The sequence below is a fragment of the Roseimicrobium gellanilyticum genome (assembly GCF_003315205.1).
In the GTDB taxonomy this organism is placed as follows: Bacteria; Verrucomicrobiota; Verrucomicrobiia; order Verrucomicrobiales; family Verrucomicrobiaceae; genus Roseimicrobium; species Roseimicrobium gellanilyticum.
Map to the genome: position 1 here is coordinate 158,598 of NZ_QNRR01000013.1, position 16,635 is coordinate 175,232.

At 60.6% G+C, this 16,635-nt stretch carries 15 protein-coding genes and 1 riboswitch; of the genes, 5 read left to right on the forward strand and 10 right to left on the reverse strand.

Going from position 1 to position 16,635, the window contains the following annotated elements:
- Positions 1-21 precede the first annotated feature (21 nt).
- A complete protein-coding gene (locus tag DES53_RS26950) occupies positions 22-987 on the forward strand; it encodes a sugar phosphate nucleotidyltransferase (protein WP_113961437.1) in 966 nt (321 codons plus the stop codon).
- A 55-nt stretch (positions 988-1,042) separates the two neighbouring features.
- Positions 1,043-2,023, forward strand: coding sequence for an aminoglycoside phosphotransferase family protein (locus DES53_RS26955; protein ID WP_170157441.1), 981 nt, complete (start codon positions 1,043-1,045; stop codon positions 2,021-2,023).
- A gap of 68 nt (positions 2,024-2,091) precedes the next feature.
- Here the strand turns inward: DES53_RS26955 and solA are convergent, their stop codons facing one another.
- Positions 2,092-3,219: an N-methyl-L-tryptophan oxidase gene (gene solA, locus DES53_RS26960; RefSeq protein WP_147263644.1), complete on the reverse strand. Its 1,128-nt coding sequence runs from the start codon at positions 3,217-3,219 to the stop codon at positions 2,092-2,094.
- Between the two features lie 122 nt (positions 3,220-3,341).
- On the opposite strand from solA, the gene folD reads away from it, so the two are divergent.
- The gene (gene folD, locus DES53_RS26965) at positions 3,342-4,220 is read left to right on the forward strand and encodes a bifunctional methylenetetrahydrofolate dehydrogenase/methenyltetrahydrofolate cyclohydrolase FolD (protein WP_113961440.1); all 879 of its coding nucleotides are present in this window, start codon (positions 3,342-3,344) and stop codon (positions 4,218-4,220) included.
- Between the two features lie 241 nt (positions 4,221-4,461).
- Here the strand turns inward: folD and DES53_RS26970 are convergent, their stop codons facing one another.
- Positions 4,462-6,261, reverse strand: a complete 1,800-nt coding sequence (locus DES53_RS26970; protein WP_113961441.1) for an SPFH domain-containing protein — start codon at positions 6,259-6,261, stop codon at positions 4,462-4,464.
- Positions 6,262-6,411: 150 nt separating this feature from the next.
- Positions 6,412-6,627, reverse strand: coding sequence for a hypothetical protein (locus DES53_RS26975; RefSeq protein ID WP_113961442.1), 216 nt, complete (start codon positions 6,625-6,627; stop codon positions 6,412-6,414).
- A gap of 101 nt (positions 6,628-6,728) precedes the next feature.
- Positions 6,729-6,899: riboswitch (cyclic di-AMP (ydaO/yuaA leader) on the reverse strand.
- Positions 6,900-7,063: 164 nt separating this feature from the next.
- Between DES53_RS26975 and murI the strand changes: the two genes are divergently transcribed.
- A complete protein-coding gene (gene murI, locus DES53_RS26980; RefSeq protein WP_113961443.1) occupies positions 7,064-7,951 on the forward strand; it encodes a glutamate racemase in 888 nt (295 codons plus the stop codon).
- Positions 7,952-8,205: 254 nt separating this feature from the next.
- On the opposite strand, the gene DES53_RS26985 is transcribed toward murI, so the two are convergent.
- The 3 genes from DES53_RS26985 to DES53_RS26995 form a co-directional block, all read right to left on the reverse strand.
- Positions 8,206-8,826 carry an N-acetylmuramoyl-L-alanine amidase gene (locus tag DES53_RS26985; RefSeq protein ID WP_170157442.1) on the reverse strand — a complete coding sequence of 207 codons (621 nt, stop codon included), beginning with the start codon at positions 8,824-8,826 and terminating at the stop codon, positions 8,206-8,208.
- A gap of 54 nt (positions 8,827-8,880) precedes the next feature.
- The gene (locus DES53_RS26990; RefSeq protein WP_113961445.1) at positions 8,881-9,420 is read right to left on the reverse strand and encodes a LysM peptidoglycan-binding domain-containing protein; all 540 of its coding nucleotides are present in this window, start codon (positions 9,418-9,420) and stop codon (positions 8,881-8,883) included.
- A 156-nt stretch (positions 9,421-9,576) separates the two neighbouring features.
- Positions 9,577-10,674: an aminopeptidase gene (locus DES53_RS26995; protein WP_113961446.1), complete on the reverse strand. Its 1,098-nt coding sequence runs from the start codon at positions 10,672-10,674 to the stop codon at positions 9,577-9,579.
- Between the two features lie 100 nt (positions 10,675-10,774).
- Here DES53_RS26995 and DES53_RS27000 point away from each other — a divergent pair, with 100 nt between their 5' ends.
- Complete coding sequence (locus tag DES53_RS27000; protein ID WP_170157443.1) at positions 10,775-11,686, forward strand: prolyl oligopeptidase family serine peptidase; 912 nt, start codon at positions 10,775-10,777, stop codon at positions 11,684-11,686.
- A 175-nt stretch (positions 11,687-11,861) separates the two neighbouring features.
- On the opposite strand, the gene DES53_RS27005 is transcribed toward DES53_RS27000, so the two are convergent.
- The 4 genes from DES53_RS27005 to rlmN form a co-directional block, all read right to left on the reverse strand.
- A complete protein-coding gene (locus tag DES53_RS27005) occupies positions 11,862-13,082 on the reverse strand; it encodes a DNA polymerase Y family protein (RefSeq protein ID WP_113961448.1) in 1,221 nt (406 codons plus the stop codon).
- A gap of 80 nt (positions 13,083-13,162) precedes the next feature.
- Positions 13,163-13,345 (reverse strand): hypothetical protein, encoded by a 183-nt coding sequence (locus DES53_RS32615; protein WP_147263645.1) that lies wholly within the window; start codon positions 13,343-13,345, stop codon positions 13,163-13,165.
- A gap of 630 nt (positions 13,346-13,975) precedes the next feature.
- Positions 13,976-15,385, reverse strand: a complete 1,410-nt coding sequence (locus DES53_RS27010; protein WP_113961449.1) for an APC family permease — start codon at positions 15,383-15,385, stop codon at positions 13,976-13,978.
- Positions 15,386-15,441: 56 nt separating this feature from the next.
- Complete coding sequence (gene rlmN, locus DES53_RS27015; protein WP_113961450.1) at positions 15,442-16,569, reverse strand: dual-specificity RNA methyltransferase RlmN; 1,128 nt, start codon at positions 16,567-16,569, stop codon at positions 15,442-15,444.
- Between the last annotated feature and the right edge of the window lie 66 nt (positions 16,570-16,635).

Sequence of the window (16,635 nt, forward strand, 5' to 3'; positions counted from 1 at the left end):
ATGAGAACGTAAATCGAACCCATGAACAAGGCTTTTGTTTTGGGCGCGGGACTTGGCACGAGGCTGCGACCTCTCACGGATCAGCTTCCCAAGCCGCTGATCCCTGTGTTTCACAAGCCGCTGATCACCTGTGCGTTTGAGCATTTGCTGAGAGCTGGAGTGCGCGAGTTCATTGTGAATACGCATCATCTCCCCGAATGCTACGCAGAAGCGTTTCCCACCGGTGAATATCATGGCGCCCCCATCACCTTCCGTCACGAGCCGGTACTGCTGGAGACTGCAGGAGGCATCGCCAACATCGCGGACCTCGTGCGCAATGAATCTTTCCTTGTGTACAACGGTGACATCCTCACGGACCTGCCCCTGCAGCCGTTGCTTGAGGAGCACGCGAAGGGGAAGAACCTGGTGACGCTGGTGCTGCGCTCGAGCGGACCCTCGAAGCACATCGCCTTTGACGCCTCGTCGGGGACAGTGACTGATATCCGAGGCAAACTGGGCACCGGAGACATGGGCACGCATCAGTTCACGGGCATCTACGCCGTGAGCCCGGAATTTCTGAATCGCCTTACACCGGGGAAGATCGAATCCGTCATCCCGGTATGGCTGGAGTGCATCAAACGCGGTGAACGCATTGGCGCGGTGGTGGCAGATGAAGGCCAGTGGTGGGATCTGGGAGATCGCGAGAGCTACCTGGATGCGCACGCAGCCCTCTGGGGCGGCGTGGAGAACGGCCAGCTCAAGTACCTGGCTGATGGACTCGCGCCAGCCAATGTCAGCTTTGTCTCGCCCAAGGCTGAGGTGCATCATTCGGCCTCGCTGAAGGGCGTGAATGTGATCTCCGATGGTGCAGTGGTGGGTGTGAATGCCACCCTGAGGGATTGCATCCTCTGGCCCGGAGCCAAGGTCGCGAACCTGGCGTTCCTGAACCGTTGCATTGTGCGCAGTGGCATGACGGCTGAAGGAGTGCTCAACGGGAAAGATGTGTAGGGATGGCTTGCAATCCGGGCCGGGGCATCCAAGACTCCGCCCTTCCGCCCCGCCCATGCCCGACGACTCCGAACTGCTTCAGCTTACCCGCAAGGCCCTTCCAGACTGGCCCCGTGCCATGGCGTTGGAGGCGATTGTGAAGGGGGGCTCGGATCGGCGCTTCTATCGTTTGGGCTTTGAGAGCTCCACGGAAGCCGGCGTGATCCTCATGGTGTACACCATGGCGCGTCCGGACAATCCCCGCTTCGTTCCCGCCACCTACCGTCTTGCCGGATTGGGTGTGCAGGTGCCGCGCATCTTCGCCCATGATGCGGAGGCCATGTGCGTGTGGGTGGAGGATCTCGGCAATGTCGATCTGCACGCCTATCGCGAGGAACCGTGGGAAACACGGCGCCCCCTCTACCAGGCGACCCTCACAGAAGTAGCACATCTGCATAGCGTGGATGCGGCAGCGCTCAGCACGGAAGACATCGCCGAGATGGAACTGTGCTTCGACGAAGCGCTGTATGAGTGGGAGCAGAACTACTTCCTCACGCACTTCGTGAAGGGATTCTCCGGAAGGGACACGAGCACGCCTGAGTTTGCAAAGGCGCGCGAGGCCCTCCAATCCCTGCGCTGCCATCTTGCCTCACTGCCACGCGGGCTCGTACATCGTGATTTCCAGAGCCAGAACGTGCTCATTCGTGAAGGCTCCGCCTGGCTCATCGACTATCAAGGTGTGCGCCCCGGTCTTGCGGAGTATGACCTTGCCTCACTGCTCCTGGATCCGTATGTGACGCTTTCGGATGAAGAGCGTGATGAGCTGCTGGCGTGGTACGCCTCACATACCGGGCGCGATCTCTCAGCGATGCATGAGACTTATCTTTTGTGCGCCGCGCAGCGTCTCATGCAGGCTCTCGGTGCGTATGCCAATCTCAGCCGCAACCTGAACAAGCCGCACTTCGAGCAGCACATTCCCGTGGCGGTGGAGCGACTGAAGACCGTATATCAGGGGCATCCGATGCTGAAGGCATTGCTGCCGTTGCTGGGAGAGTAGCCCATCTGGTTTGGAGTCCTGGCACTGGCGTTCATTTAGGCGGGAGCAATATCCGCCGGTAGCTGACCTCACATACTTCTCCAATACCGCATCCCAAAAAACGTCGCTTCGGGCGGAAGCATGCCATTCTGCACTGTCCTCGCCAGCACCTCACCCATCGCTGAGGAAAGCTTGAATCCGTGCCCCGAGCAACAAGACGCCAGCAGCACCTGCGGATGCTCGGGATGGAATGCGACGATGAAATTCCTGTCTTCAGCATCCGTGTAGAGACAGGTCTTCGCACGGTCCACTTCATGAACCAGGGCAGGGAATGCCGTGTGCAGAAACGGAGTAAGCGCCTCATCATCGTCCCGGCGGATACTGAAGTCACGCGCGTCTGGATGCTCCAGATATTCACCACCACTATCTTCCGCGCTCTTCATGGTTGCGCCATCCAGCGTGGGAAACCCATAGAACGCGTGATCTTGCCGGGCCCATATCCAGACCGGCGTGCTGCGGAATCGTTCCGGCTCTGAAATGCGATGCCAGAACATCACCTTGCGGCGCACGCGCAGCGGGATGCCAAGCTTCGCAAACTCCGGCATCGCCCAGGCACCGGTGGTGAGGATAAGCTTGCTCGCGGTGAGCGTACGATTCGCCGTGCGCACACGCACGCCATCTCCATCCGCGCTCCACTCCAGCAAGGGTTCGCCTGCAAACAGAGCGGCGCCATGAGCACAGGCGCGTTCGGCATGGGTGCTCACGCAATTCTCCGGTGAGAGGTATCCACCATCACGATCGTGGTAGATCACCAGGTCCTCCGGCACCTGCATCGCCGGATGAAGTTCGCGCGCTTCTGCCGCAGTGATGCAATCCAACGCAAGCCCCGCCTCCCACGAGGCCTCTTCGAGCTTGGCGATGAATTCACTCTCCGATTCCCCGATGCACAGCAGTCCACAGATCTTCATCAGCTCTTTGCCTGACTCCGCCTCCAGCTCACGCCACAGCTCATAGCTGCGCTCCAACAGAGGCAGGTAGTTCCCGTCGAGGAAATAGGCCTTGCGGATGATGCGCGTCTCACCATGCGAACTCCCAAACGCGTGTCCCGGAGGATGCGGGTCGATACCCGCGACACGCAGCCCCTGTTTTGCCAGATGATACAGCGTGGCGCTGCCCATGGCCCCCACTCCAGCGACGATGACATCGTACGATTTCATGTGCGTTCCCAGTGCCGACAACTCAGCCAGTTCTGGCTCTCGTGGTCAATGGGCAAAACGACACAGGCACCCCCTCCTGCCCCGAGGCTTGCATGGGAGCCAGCCCTCGGCTACCGAAACTCATGCAGTTGATTCAGGGAGCCAAAGTCGCAGCCACCGTGCTGGAAGAATGCCAGCGTGAAATCGCCGAACTCGCCAAGCTGGGAAAGAAGCCCGGGCTGGCCGTGGTGCTGGTGGGCGATGATCCCGCGTCCCGCGCCTATGTGCGCAGCAAGGACAAGAAGTGCAAAGACCTGGGCCTGCACTCCGTGAAGCATGAACTGCCCGAGAACACCACGCAGGAGGAACTGCTCGCACTCGTGGCCCAGCTGAACGCAGACCCGTCCATCCACGGCATCCTGGTGCAGAGCCCGCCGCCGAGGCACATCGATGAAAGCGCCATCGTGCGTGCCATCGATCCGCGCAAGGACGTGGACGGCTTTCATCCAGAGAATGTGGCCAAGCTCACACTGGAAGACCCCACCGGTTTCGTGCCCTGCACCCCCGCAGGCTGCATCCGCCTGCTGCAGGACGCCGGCGTCGCCACAGACGGCGCCCATGTGGTGGTGCTGGGCCGCAGCATGATTGTGGGCAAGCCGGTGGCGCTCCTGCTCATGGCGAAGAATTCCAACGGCGGCAATGCCACCGTGACCGTGGCGCATTCCCGCACGAAGAATCTCGCGGAACTCACCCGTACCGCCGACATCCTCATCGCCGCCATCGGTCGCCCCCTCTTTGTGAAGGCGGACATGGTGAAGGAAGGCGCCGTGGTCATCGACGTGGGAATCAATCGCGTGGAAGCCCCCGGCACGGAAAAGGGCTACAAAATCGTGGGTGACGTGGATTTTGACGCCGTGGCACCCAAGTGCCGGGCCATCACCCCAGTCCCCGGCGGGGTGGGTCCCATGACCATCGCCCTGCTCATGGCGAACACCATCAAGGCCTGCCGCCAGCTCGGCTAGTCCGGGATTTCGACCCCAAATCAGGAATCTGAAAAAATCGCGAATTTTTTTGCGACTTTGGGTGAGTTCCCGCGTTTCACCCCGCATCCACGCGTCTCGTCTCGGGGCGTGTTGGGGGGATTTCCGTGTACTTCGGGGCACCTCTTGGTCTGCTCACTGGTCACGGCATGAATGAAGGTGGTGGTCCGGGGGGACCACCACCTTCCTCGTTTTCAGGGCTCTACCCGCAAGGCTGGCCGGATTAGTTGTGCAGGATCTTCCGCGTCTCCGCGGCCTCGACGTCGCGGCGGACCATCAGGGCCATGAGGGCATCCATGAGGCCATTGGCGCCTTGGGCCCCGGTCACCGCCACGTCGGGCACCACCTGCACATTCCGTTCGCCGATGATCTGCATGAGCTGGATCAAGGCGTAGTTCTGGGAACCCAACGCGTCCACACCCACACGGTACGCTTCCGCCTTGGCCTGGCCGGTGGCACGGATGGCATCCGACTCACCACCGGCACGCAATCTGGTGCTCTCTGCCTCACCTTCGCTCTGGCGCACGGTGGCGCGGGCATGGAGCTCGGCGATCTGCACACCCTGCTCGGCACCCACCACCTGCTGCTGGATGTCCGCTAATGACGTCTGGCGCACGAGCTGCTGGCGCTGCGTCTCGGCGGCCTCCTGCACCTCATAGGTCTTGCGCTGCTCCTCCGCGATCTTGCGGTCCGTTTGCGTCTTCATCAGGGCCTCGGGTGGTGTGATGTCTCCTATCAGGGTGTCGATGGCTTCGACGTCATACTCGCGCAGGGCCACCTCAATATGGCTCGCGGCTTCCTCCTGGCGGTGACTGCGCGCGCTCAGGAAGTCCAGCACGGTGTAGTCCTGCGCGCTATTGCGAAAGTAGTTTCCCACCAGTGGCTGCAGCACGTGGTCCACGAGGTTCTGCAAGGAGCCGGCACGGCTGATGACACGCGGGGCTTCATTGGCACCGATGTGGATGATCTGCGAGACGTCGAGATTGAAGGCGAAGCCGTCTCGTGAGCGCACCGTGATGCTGTTAAGCTTCGCGTCATAGGCATGCGCCTCTGTCCGCGTGGCCCAGTTCAGCACGATGTTCGTGGTCGGCACGAGTTCCACACGGGCAACGCGCGTGTTGATGGGGTGCTTGCCCGGCAGCAGCGGCGTGACCCACACGCCCTTGTGCCCCACCAGCACGAGATCGCCATGCTTGAAGTCCACCCCGCTCACGTCCTCGTGCGCCTTGCCCACGAAGCTGATGACCACACCCACATGGCCGATGGGAATCTCCACCATGTGCACCTGCTCGATCTCGGCGAACCAGGGATTGAGGTTCCACTGACCGCTGAGCAGCACCTGCTCCTGCAGACCACGACGTCCGCCATGATCCAGGAAAGACTGCGCATCCTGGAAGTTGTCGTGCCCCGGGACCAAGGTGCCGGCGATTTCGCCTTCATCAATGGGAGCACCGTCAAGCGTGGTCACGATGCCCACGAGGTCCTGCTCCACCTTGTAAATGCGCAGGGAGGAGGGATTGATGCCACGCTGCGTCGCATTCCACGGGGTGATGATATCAAACAACGCTGTATTGATGCGGTAGGTACCCGCGGTGAGGATGGCGTTTTGACGGCCCTTTTCACCCCCGCCCGTAAGGAACTCACGGGCGTCCTGGAAGTGGTTGCACGGCACATTACGACCAAGGATGCGACCGGCGGGGATGGGCTCCCCGGCGATGGCGACCACAAGGGCAATGTGATCCTGGGGCACCTCAATCAACCCTGTGCGGGTGATGCTGTACTGCCAGACCCAGTAGAAGAAGTGAAGACCCGGAGTGAGTGTATCCGCCTGGATACCGGCCTCACCGCGCAAGGCGATGATCTGGCCGGGCGGGAGATTCCGCATGCCGAAACGCTTTACGACGATGCCAACCTGACGCTCGCCGATGTAGACGACGCCAAGCAGCAGGTAGAGGAAGACGAGAGTGGCCGGGATGAGCGGCCACCACACGGGTGAACTGAAGGCAAGAGCAAGTGTGTTCATGATGTGAAACAGTGTGAAATATTAGGTGATGATACTTTGATTTCTGGGCGCGGGCGCAGCTCCGCCGTGCAGGCGGTGGTTGGGTCCGCAGTGACGCGGAAAAGAGTCCGCAAGGAGCGCGCTGGCACTCGTTGTGCCAGCATCCGGCTCCTACGGCGCCGTCATTTCGACGCGATGGCCATTGGCGCATCGGTACTCAATGACCCGCGAGGCACGTCGTTCTTGCAGCACGCGCATCACGAAGGACGCGGCGATGACGTTTCCGTTTTCGCGCTGGGTCTGCGGCGGTGGTTCGCTCCGCAAGAGGCAGCGGGCATGGTGCACGGTGCCTCGGTCCAGGGGAGTCTGGCAGTAGGGGCAGTTCATGTTCTTCTCTCAGGGGTGTGCCGCCCGTGACGGTCTCCCGCCGCGCGCAGCATGGTTGCTGTGGGGAAGACCATGAAGCCCGCGGTGCGAGCCTCAGAGATCGTCCCTCCCAATGATGCCTGCGAGGTTAGCTGGCGGGCTGGGCCTTGGAAGTGACCCCTGCGAGTGGTTACCCACCCCGTACGCCCCGTCCTGAGTTCTTGCGTTCCCAGGAGTTCGGTTCCCCCGCGCCACTACTGAGGAAGCAGTAATGACTTCGGCTGACAGTGGGAAGATCCCATTATTTTTGTCTTTGTCAAATCGACCCGATGCCGTGCCATGAGGCTCAACGGGATAATTCTTTCCAATACACCTTCCTGCACCACGACTTTCTGCCTCCCTTCGATTCTGCATTCTCATTCCTTGCAAACTAGATACATTATCCGTTCATCGCGCGATGTCTGAATCCCCTCTCCCCACTCCCCTCAGCAGTCATCCCATCGGTGTTTTTGACAGCGGGTATGGCGGCTTGAGCGTGTTGCGGGAGTTGCGCCGTGTGCTGCCCAATGAGGACTACATCTACCTCGGCGACAGTGGCCGCGCTCCCTACGGCGGACGCGATCTCGCCACGGTGCTGGACTTCGCGGAGCAGTGCGTGGACTTGCTGTTCGCCGAAGGCTGTCGTGTCGTGGTGGTAGCCTGCCACACCGTTTCCTGTGTGGCGCTGCGTCATCTCCAGCAACTGCATGCTGGCACGGATCGCCGCATCCTTGGCGTGACCATTCCCGCAGCGGAGAATGCCGTGGCAGTGAGCAAGGGCCACATCGGTTTCCTCGGCACGCGACGCACGGTGTCTTCACACACGTTCCGCACGGAGGTGGCGAAGCTCGACTCCCACGTGAAGGTGACAGAAGTCGCCGCACCGCTGCTCGCACCGATTGTGGAAGAAGGCTGGGAGGACAGCGACATCGCGCGCCTTTCCGTGGAGCAGTATCTTTCCCAAGTGGGTGATGTGGACACGCTCGTACTGGGCTGCACACACTACCCGCTGCTGCGTGCGGTGTTTGAGCAGAGTCTTCCCAAGGAGGTGCACCTGCTGGATCCCGCGCCGTATGTGGCCCTGCGACTGGTGGACTGGTTCGGGCGGCATCCGGAGTTTCGCAGTCAGGGTACCGGCAAGCTGCGTGTGCTCTCCTCCGGTGACACCGTGCGGTTTGCGAAGAACGCCACACGGTTCCTCGGCTCGGTGCCGCCACTGATTGAGCACGTGGCGGAGAGGAATGGCAGGCTGATTTTCTCTCCTGAGGGAGAAGAGCCGACGGGGCAGTTTGTGCGGGTGGTGTAAGTCGTGGTGGAGACATCTCCGTCACGTACCAAGGTCTATTGGAGCCGAGCCGAAGGCCTTGGACTGCGTGCAGCCTGCTGCCGCTTTGAAGAGTTCACAGCCTGCTGTGACGATGATGACGCTCGCTCGCAAAGTGGCATGCCCATGAAGTGTGGCGACTTCGTCGCGGTGAAGCGTGCAGCAGGCTGCACTGAGGGAAAGCGGCAGCAGGCTGCACGCAGTCCAAGGCCGCTGCGCGGCTGAGCTTCCAGCTTCTACCGAGACCTTAGTATCCCCCGCGCAATCGCCTCGGCGAGCTTCTGCCGATGCGCCGCGCTGCCGCAGCGACTGGCTTCGGCCTTGTTGCTGATGAATCCGCACTCCACGAGCACGGCGGTGCCGCGGGTGTGCTTCAGCACGGCGTAGTTCCCCCGCTTGATGCCGCGATTGTTCGCCGAGACCTTGCTGATCAGAGACTGCTGAATCGTGTAGGCAACCTTGCGTCCACGATCACTGCGGTAATAGGTCTCAATGCCTTTGATGGCCGTAAGGCGTGTGGAATTGAAGTGAATGCTGACAAAGAGCGAATTGCGGTAGCGGTTCGCGATGGCCGCTCGTGACTCCAGAGCCACCGCACGATCCGTTCTGCGCGTCATCACAGTCGTCACACCGTTTCGTTTCAGGATGGTCTCCACTCGCTTCGCGACATCGAGCGTGAGATTCTTTTCCGAAAGGCCATTCCAACGCGTACCACGATCCGAGCCACCATGCCCCGCATCGATGACTACAACCGCCGCGAAAGATCGCGTTGCCAGCAACAGCACCAACGCAAAGGCACACAAGAGGCCCCGACACTTCCCCGACATGGTGTGGATGTGCATGTCCAGAGATGTCATGAAACAGCCATGCGTGACAAGCATGACTGTGATTGTCAGCCCTTTTATTTAGGACTAGGGAATGCGCAGCACTTTGCCAATGCTCAGGAAATCGGAAGACATCCCATTGGCAGCCTTGAGCTTGGCCACGGAAGTGGAGTTCCGTGAGGCAATGGCCGAGAGCGTGTCGCCCTTCTTCACCGTGTAGGAGCGGCCGCCACCCTTCTTGGAGGAAGAGGCCACCTTGGACTTCGAGCCCGACTTGGACTTGCTGCTGGAGGTCTTCGCCACCGTGCGTTTCTTGCCCGTGGCAGCACCGCCATAGGAGCCGCTCCACTTGCTCACATCCGCGCTCGTGGCGCCGGCAGATCTCCCGGCCCGGCGCTCTCCAGCCGCGGCCCAGTCTGACATGTAACGCCCGCTCGAATCGAAGGGATAGTCTTCCTTCGAAAGGCTATGCGACGGTGTCGAGGTGTTCCCGTGCAAGGTGATTTTGGGGAGGTTGCTGGGGATGCCTTCAATCTTGTTCGAGCTGCAGGAACTGAGCGAAAGCATGAGCGCCACCGCAGCGGCGCAGGCAGCTGCAGAATGGGGATTCTTCCAAAATCTCAACATGGCGGAAACGCTAGCACGCACTGTCAAATCTGCCACTGCCGGATGGTTCGTTTCACGACTGAAATGCCCATGCAAAACACGGGATGAGGCACAGTGCCACACTGGTGCGTCAGGCACGCTGGCATCTCACAATCAGTGAAATCACCACACCTCGAATCAGTTCAACTTTTGCAACTCACGCGGAAGAAACTTTCCGTTCTTGCGAATGCACTTGTCATCGAACCAAATCTCACCGCCGCCGTAGTCTGGGCGCTGGATGCACACGAGGTCCCAGTGCACCTGGCTGCGGTTGCCATTGTCCGCCACCCCTTCATACGCCTGGCCGGGCGTGAAGTGGAAGGAACCGGCGATCTTCTCGTCGAAGAGGATGTCACGCATGGGCTCGCGGATCTCGCGATTGAAGCCGATGGCGAACTCGCCGATGTAGCGGGCGCCTTCGTCGCTGTCGAGAATCTTGTTGATGGCCTTGGTGTTGTTCGCGGTCGCCTTCACAATCTTGCCCTGGCTGAACTCGAGCTTCACGTTGTCGAAGGCGATACCCTGGTACACGGTCGGTGCGTTGTAGCTCAGGACACCCTCCACACTGTCCTTCACGGGCGCAGTGAAGACCTCGCCATCAGGAATGTTGTGCGTGCCACCACAGGCGATGGCCTTGAGTCCCTTCAGGCTGAAGCGCAGATCGGTGCCCGGTCCCTTGATGTGGACCTTGTTGGTCTTGTCCATGAGCTTCTTCAGCGCGGTCATGGCGGGCATCAGCGACTTGTAATCCAGGAGGCAAACCTTGAAGAAGAAGTCCTCGAAGGCCTCTGTGCTCATGCCGGCCTGCTGGGCCATGGCGGAGGTGGGCCAGCGCAGCACACACCAGCGGGTGTTGTTCACGCGCTCGTTGATCACGGGACGCATCTTTTCCATGACCAGCTTCATCTTGTCCGCCGGCACATCCGACATCTCGGTGATGTTGTGGCTGCCACGCACCGCGATGTACGCGTCGATCTCCTTCATGAGATCGAGGTTGTTCTTGCAGAGCATCTCGTAACCTTCGGGGTCCGCGTGCTTCATGAGCTCGCGGGTCACCACGGTGTCATGCAGCTTCACGACGGGAATAGCCTTGGCGGCGACCACCTGGCGGATGAGCGCCAGGGTGATCGTGTTCGGCGCATCATAGATGTCCAGGAGCACCCGGTCCCCTTTTTGCACACTGGTGGAGTAGCGGATGAGCTGGCGTGCGAGCTGGTCGATGCGCGGGTCTTGCATGGCAATCTTGTAACCGGGCTGTCGTGGAAGTTCAACCGCCTTCGTTGCAAGGCCCCGGTGATAGAAGCGCGGACGACCGGGCGTTCGCGGTGGGATGCACTTGCGCCGAATCCTCCCCTCCCTCCTTCCCTGCCTGGCTGCCCTATGTCTGGGCAGCGCGCCCCTTGGTGCCGAATCCCCTGTGCTTCCGGTCGTGGAGAATCCGGACATGGTCGTCTACCAGCACGATGTGGTCTACGGCCACAAGGACGGCATGGCACTCATCTTCGATGTGGTGCAGCCCCCAAAGGCCAATGGCGGCGCCATCATGAGCATCCAGAGCGGGGGCTGGTACTCCGGCTGGCGCGACTCCAGACAGATGTTCCCCGCCCTGCAACCTCTCCTGGCGAAGGGATTCACCGTCTTCGTGGTCTGGCACGGAAGCTCGCCGCGCTATCCCGTGCCGGATGCGGTGGCCGATGTGCGCCGTGCCTCCCGCTTCATCCATGCCAATGCCAGCCGCTGGGGCATCGACCCGAATCGGATCGGCGCCTACGGCGGCAGTGCGGGCGGACACCTTGCACTGATGCTCGCCACCACGGGTGACGATGGGGATCCCAAGGCGAAAGATCCCGTCTTGCAGGCCAGCAGCCGCATCGCCGCTTCCGTTTCGCTGTATCCGCCCACAGACCTGCGCAAGTGGACCACCGAGCCGCCCGAAGAGATTCGCAAGCATCCGAACCTCAAGCCCTCACTCACCTTCGACGCAAAGCTGGAGCCTGAGGTCTCCCCGATTCTGCATGTGGATGCGAAAGACGCCGCTGTACTGCTCATCCACGGCGACAAGGACCTGCTGGTACCCATCTCTCACAGCACGAACATCATGCCGGTGCTGCAGGAGCAGAAGGTCCCTGCGAAGCTCGTGACCATCGAAGGCGCCGCCCATGGATTTAACAAGGAGCAGAATGTGATCGTGGTGCAGGAGATGGTGGATTGGTTTGTGAAGTATTTGGGGAAGGCTGCGGGGGCATAACGGGGTGGCTCCATGGTGGTCCGTTCACTCCGTGAGCGGTCAGTGGGGTAGCAACCTTCCTGATTTCTGAAACAACCTTCGTGCTGCTCTGAATCCATTGGATGGAGAATACTTGGTCGCGTGCTTCCACGCTGACCGCACACGGAGTGGGCGGACCACTTTGGGGGCACCACACTCACCCCTCCGTCTCCTGATCCGGAATCCGCGTGAAGGCGATGCGCATGGGCGCGTATTCCAAGGCGCCGAGGGCCCCGCCGAAGGTGACGGTATTCTTCCCGAGGCGCCGGTTCAGCATGTCCATGGCCTGGCAGATTTTCTCGTGGGCGGGATTGTGCAGGAGCAGGTCCGGTGTCACGCGTGAGGCGGGAATGAGAGGTGCGAAGGTCACGCCGGTGGCCTGTGGTGGGATACCGCCTTTTCGGGGACGGTGTTCCCAGAGTTTTTCCAACGCATCCAGAAACACAAAGGAGTCCTGCGTTTCTGTGAAGCGGATCTCGCGGGTCCACTCCTGCTTGTCCTCGTACTTGATGAAGGCCTGCAAGCCGGAGGCGTACATGTCCAGCTTCCGCAGGCGGGTGGCGGCTTTTTGCAGAAGACGATGCGACACGGCGCGCACGCCGATTTCGTTGCGCAGCTTTGTGGGCAGGATATGGGAGTGGCCGATGGTGCGGCGCTGCGTGGGCGGCAGCTCGGTCACTTCGCCGCGCAGCCAGTGATACATGTGGAAGCCATTGATGCTGCCCCACACGGCATGCAGGGTTTCACGCGACGCCGAGGTGAGCTGGGCCACGGTGGTGATGCCGTGATCATTGAGACGCCGCTCCATGTTCCGGCCAATGCCGCAGAAGTCGCGCAGCTTCAGGCGATGCAGGCATTGTGGGAGGTCGGGCTTCTGGATGAGCGTGAAGCCATTCGGCTTGCCCATGTCTGAGGCGAGCTTGGCCAGGAAACGATTCGGAGCCATGCCCACAGAACACGTCACCACCTCGCCCATCTGGGCACGCAGGGTCTCCTTCACGCGCTGGAAGAACTTCGCGGCGTCTTCCGGTGTTTTGACGTGGTCCGGAAGGCGGCACCAGACTTCGTCGATGGACATGACCTCGGCCACCGGCATGAAGACTTCCAGCGCAGTGAGGAAGCGGCGGTGGAACTCCAGGTATAAGGCGGGTCGCGACTCCACGAGCACCACGTCCGGGTGCAGTTGCCGCGCCTCCCGCACCCGTGTGCCGGTCTTGATGCCGAATTTCTTCGCCTCCTTGCTGGCGGCGATGCAGGAGGTGGACTCCGCGACCACCGGCACAATACCGACGGGACGCCCCCTCAGCTCCGGACGTAGTTCCTGCTCCACCGAAGCGAAGAAGCAATCGAGGTCGATGATGACATCTCGCGGAATCACGGCCCGAGATTACTGTTCTCGCGAACAGTAATCAAGCTCGGATTTCACGGTTCTGCCATGCGGTGCCCATGACGGAAAGGTCAAGTCGGCAGCGGCGGATACAGGGGCATCATGCGCAGGCCCGCCGGTCCCAAAGTGTGTCGGACCGGGGGTGGCGGCGCGGAAGAAGAGTAGTTTCCGGTGCTGGCACAGGAGGCCAAGGTGCCTGAGGCCACGACGACCAGCAGCGAGCGAGTTGCCCAGAAGGTGATTTTCGTTTTCATACGAAGCACCTAAAGAATCGTCTGTGTGCGTGGCGGTGGTGGCACTGGGTGCCATATGGTCTTTGTAAGTCTGCCGCTTTTCAAAGTGGTGGCTTGGTTGGAGATGGAGCGGTCAAAAGTCATAGCCGCTGAAGCCCAAGATAACGCCTTATGTCACTCCTCTGGTCTATCGCTTGGCGCGCTTGGTACACCGGTGGGGAGCCGCTGCGCCGGCTTCCTAACTAAAGCGGGCGGAGGCAGGGCGGAGCATCCGGGTGCCGGCAGCTTGCCACGCGCTAGTTCCACACCGCCCCCGCCCACCTAATTTGGAAGCCGGCGCAGCGGCTCCCCACCGGTTTTTTGGTTGGCACGGTGGTAGACCAGAGGAATGCGCAAGGGTCAGCATCGCTTCTGTATATTCATCTCCTCAATACGTCCCCGGCAGTGGTGGCAACGGTGGGCGAGGCAGGCCGAGCACGCGATGGGGCGGAGGTGGAAGCCTGGGTGGCGGTAGATCCGCACACGAGGTGACCATGCCACAGGCCATGCTTAGAAGAAGCAGCCCCGCGGCCCAACGTGCGATGTTAAAATTCGTTCCTCTCATGATGGGGAGGGAATCGCCGGTGCCGCAGCTTGTGGTGGTAAGCGCGCTCAATCGACCGCGTCCTCGTCCAGCACGACGTGCTTGGGCTTGAGCACGAGATAAAGCACCAAGCCGATTGCGATGATGACGCCGGCGATGAGGGGTGCCCGTTGCGCTGCGACGTTGCTGCTGTCAAAAGCCTGCTTCACCCGAACGACAATCAATGTCGCACAAACCAGAGCGCCCAAGATGGGCACTGCCACGGGTACTTCGAACTTCCCCTTCGGCTCTCCTTTGCGACGCTTCAGAATAACCAGAGCCACGTTCACCACGGTGAAAACCATCAACAGGAGAAGCGAAGTGGATTCCGCCAGTTGCTTCACGTCGGCCATCAAGATGAGCGTGGTTACAATCAGGAAGAGAACAACCACCGCAACGTGTGGAGTTCTGCGCTTGGGATGAATGCGTCCGATCCATGCCGGAAGGAGCCCTTGAGCACTCATGCCGTAGATCAATCTCGATCCCATCAGATAGTTCAGCAGGGCTGTATTGCCGATGGCGAAAATCGCGACTACGGCGAACACCTTGTCCACATTGGCGAACCATGGCGCCGCAGCCGCAGCCACGTCCACGAGCGGCGATTTGCTGCTGGCCAGCTTTTCCCATGGCACCACCGACACCGCTGTGATGGCCACTGCCATATAGATGACAGTCGATGCCATCATTGCCACCACGAGTCCGCGAGGAAGATTTCGCGGGGCATCTTTCACTTCCTCGCTTACATTTAAAATGTCCTCAAATCCGATAAACGAATAGAAGGTAAGCACCGCTCCCTGCAATACCACCAGTGCCAGAATGCTCTCCGCACCTGATTTGGCGGGAGGAATCTCCAGGTAATTCACGGATCCCCACCAAGGAATGCCCACTGCGAGGATGAATATGAGACCGCTGGCCTCGACAATGGTGCAGAGGATATTCACCCACATGCTCTCCCGAATGCCGCGATAGATGACGCTGCCAATGATGAATACCACCCCGATGGCAAGCAATTTGATGTCCCATCGAACATCGCCTGACTTCCATGCTTCAGTATCCCAACGAAATGCGTGGAACTTTTCCGCCTGCTCAAGGATCGCCTGCGCGCCAGTACCCATGCTCGTGAGACCGCTCATCATCACAGCAATGCCGACGACATACGTGAGCCATGCTCTTCCATAAGCACGCTGGGAGACGTAGGCGGCACCCGCAGCGCGAGGACAACGGCTCCCGACACACGCGTAGCTAAGACCAGTCAACAAGGCGGCGACCATGGCAGCAGCAAACGCCAGCCACACCGCATTCCCCAGCGAATCAGCAGCCCGCCCAATCAGAGTATAAATCCCCGCGCCCAACATCGAGCCCAGTCCATAGAGGGCCACCTGCCAGAAGCCGAGGGTTTGCTTGAGCTTCGGTCCTGTGGAGGAGTGGTCGTCCGGCATGCGCCCTTATGACAGAGGTTCATTCCTCTGCCAAGCAGAAGGCACGCCACCGAGGGCTACACACCTGCCGCAATCGTCTTGCGCTGCTCTGGAATGGCGCTGTCGATGATGCCATCCGCGGTTTCCTGCTTCAGGCGAAGCTGGCCACACGCCGCCGCGATGTCGTGCCCCTTCTCCGTGCGGAGCGTGGCCATCACATCATAGGACGCCACGGTGTCGCGGAAGAGTTTCTGCACCTTCTCACTCGGTCGCACCCAGGGGAGACCTTCAACGGTGTTGTACGGGATGAGATTCACCTTCGCATTGAGACGCGCCGCGACTTCCCCGAGGAGATTCGCCTGCTCGCGGGAATCGTTCACGTCCTTGATGAGGATGAACTCAAAGGTGATGTACTGCTTCTTTTTCTCATTCCAGTACTCCAGCGCCTCGAAGAGCTCAGCGAGCGGGTACTTGCGATTCACCGGCATGATGCGGTCGCGCACAGGGTCGCTGGCACCGTGCAAGGAGATGGCAATGCGAACCTGGAGCGGAAAGTCAGCGAGCTTCTTGATCTGCGGAGCGAGGCCGCTGGTGCTCACCGTCATGTGACGGGCACCGATGTTCATGCCCCACTGAGCATTCAGAATCGTGATGGCCTTGGTGACATTCGTGTAGTTCGCCATCGGCTCGCCCATGCCCATGAAGACGAGATTGTCCACGCGTACGCCGGCGAGCTTTTCCACCTGCACGACCTGCTCCACGATTTCACCCGCGGTCAGATTGCGCGTGAATCCTGCGAGGCCGCTCGCACAGAATTTGCAGTCATAGGCGCAGCCCACCTGCGAAGACACACACAGCGTGCGGCGATCGGAGCGGCCACCGAGCAGGCCCATGGAGGCCGGGATGAGCACGGTCTCGATGAAGCGGCCGTCATGCAGCTTGAAGAGGTACTTCCGCGTCGTGTCTTCGGAACCTTCCACCCGCGCGTACTTCATCGTGCGCAGGCTGAAGCGCTCGGCCAGTGCAGCCTGCAGCGGCTTGGAGAGGCTGGACATCTCCTCAAACGTTTCCGTGCGCTTCCGGTAAACCCACTCCATGATCTGCTTCGCGCGGAAGGGCTTCTCATTCCACTCCGCGAGCATGGGCACCAGTTCCTCAGGAGTGGTGGCTAGCAGGGACGGGGGAATGGCAGGGGTGGACGACATGAGCAGGGTAGTTTACCCCAGATTGACCGGGGTGCAAAAAGGAAGGCACCTCCGGAGAGGTGCCTT